The 1,882-nt window shown below is 57.1% G+C and carries 2 protein-coding genes and 1 pseudogene; 2 read left to right on the top strand and 1 reads right to left on the bottom strand.

Features of this window, described 5'->3' with window-relative positions; translation table 11 throughout:
• Together ACWNCF_RS03595 and ACWNCF_RS03590 are read left to right on the top strand one after the other, a co-directional pair.
• Positions 1 to 207 (top strand): annotated as a pseudogene (locus ACWNCF_RS03595) (ParM/StbA family protein); the annotation flags it as partial.
• Positions 208 to 221: 14 nt separating this feature from the next.
• Entirely contained in the window at positions 222 to 665 is a 444-nt protein-coding gene (locus ACWNCF_RS03590; protein ID WP_449406048.1) for a hypothetical protein, read from the top strand.
• 568 nt (positions 666 to 1,233) lie between these two features.
• Here ACWNCF_RS03590 and ACWNCF_RS03585 read toward each other — a convergent pair.
• Positions 1,234 to 1,737: a VUT family protein gene (locus ACWNCF_RS03585; protein WP_449406047.1), complete on the bottom strand. Its 504-nt coding sequence runs from the start codon at positions 1,735 to 1,737 to the stop codon at positions 1,234 to 1,236.
• Positions 1,738 to 1,882 lie beyond the last annotated feature (145 nt).

Raw genomic sequence — 1,882 nt, 5'->3', positions numbered from 1 at the left:
GAGGCAGTGGTAATGGATGAGGCCAACCGGGTGTTTGGCCAGAAGGCTGCGGTACTGGACGGGATCATCGTTGGCGGTGGCGGCGCCGAACTGCTCCTCAATGGGCTGAAACAACGGTACCCCAATGCTGTTTCCACCGACGAGCCGCGGATGATGGTGGCGGAAGGCTTTTGCCGCCTTGGCTTGCTGTCTCTGCTTCAGTCCTGATGCCGGAAGCGGCCATGGCCGGACAAATGGAAAAGCCGCAAAAGATCGGCACCGAGATCACGGTTCGGATCAGCTTGACCTTTCAGGAGGCGCCGGACGTTCATACGCTGCTGGCGATGACACCGGTGCGCGAACGCGGAAAACTCGTGCGCTTTGCCCTTGAACGATACATCGCGGAAACAGGCCATCCGGCTGGTGATGTAGAACAGCAGATTGACGCGATCTCTGCTTGGCTGAGATCGCGGACTGCGCGCACAGAAACAACTGTGGAAGCTGCAAGCCGACCTGAAGCGGACCGTGACACAAATGCTGGGGGTGCGCTCCGGTTCCACGACGTCCAAGTCTCCCTGCAGACGAGCAGTGATCCTGCTCCTGTGGCAGCGCTGAGTCGAAGTGATTCTGTTCCCGAAGAGGCAGAGGCATCGTCGTCATCCATCAAGCGGTGGCTCCAGACCTAAGGTAAGACGGCTCAGTGGTAACGAGTTTTCATGCTCGTTACCACTGAGCTATTCAGACGTTCGGTTTCCCTGCGCAATGCTTAAATCTTGTCTCGGCCGCTACTAAGTTCCATTTATCAATGTTCTCCAAGTCCAGTCGCCTAATAAAAATCTTGCGTATGGTGAAAGCAACGACGTCAGACGCTGAGACATTTTCGATCATTTGCTGTCGGCCATAATCAGTTTCCGCCTTAAGTAGGCCCGGTTTCGCGACAAATTGGGACACGATTCGCGGCCTCTCTCCTAGCATGGTGGCACCGATTGCTTGGCCCGCTGGCCAAAAGGTAGGTATAGAGTCGGCTATCTGATCCGCTCTCTTACGGTGGGAAGCCAGGCGCTCTTGTGACACTAAAGTTGTAAGGAGCCATTGCGCCAGGCTTTTCGCGACACTGCGCGGTGCCGCTATCCGCAAGGGCAGCAACCATCACCCCCGACTGATTAGCATCAGTTCAAAGGTCGCGCGCTACCACTGACTTGTTCCTCCCAATTTACCCGCCAACATGGAATGGAAAGAGTACTAACAGGACGCTCACACTGCGCGCGACTTTACCAAGCTCCCAACCCTGACAATGAGCAGCGCCCAAAACATACCACCCACGACCTTTGCCGCCAGTTGCGCCACCACGATCGAAGGCAATGCGGACCCAAATGCCAATACCGGAAAGACCAGCGAATCAACTGTAGCACCGATTAGGTTGGAGCCATTGGCACGTATAGACCAGGAGCGTCCTACCAACAAATGATAGGCCGCAGCGTCCGCGAGCGATGCCAGGCTGAACGCGACCACCGATGCGACGGCGATGGGACCACTGACGGGGTTAAGCAGATAGGACACCGCGCCCGCAGCGACGATTAAACCGAACATACGTGGCCAAAGGTGGCGCCCAGACCAGCGGTCGTGCAAGCGGTCGCGCAACGTCAAATCAAGCCCGATGAGCAGGAACGCGATGATCGGCATGGCCGCGGGGCCCAGCCAAGCGACGGCCAAGTTGGCGCCGACCAGAGTACCAATGTAGATCGTGACGTACAGCAAAACAACTCCTTCATTTCATGGGCTTGTGAGTCGCGCCGACGGTTTGAACCTGGCGTGTTCCGGCCGCAATCGCCTAATTCTTGTGCAGTCCGCCGCGCTGCCTGAATACCTGTCATGGCCATCTACTACCGCTGGACAAGCGGCC

It is taken from the genome of Massilia phosphatilytica, assembly GCF_977014125.1.
Note: the sequence above shows the minus strand (reverse complement) of the source record. Positions and strands in the feature narration are given on the sequence as shown.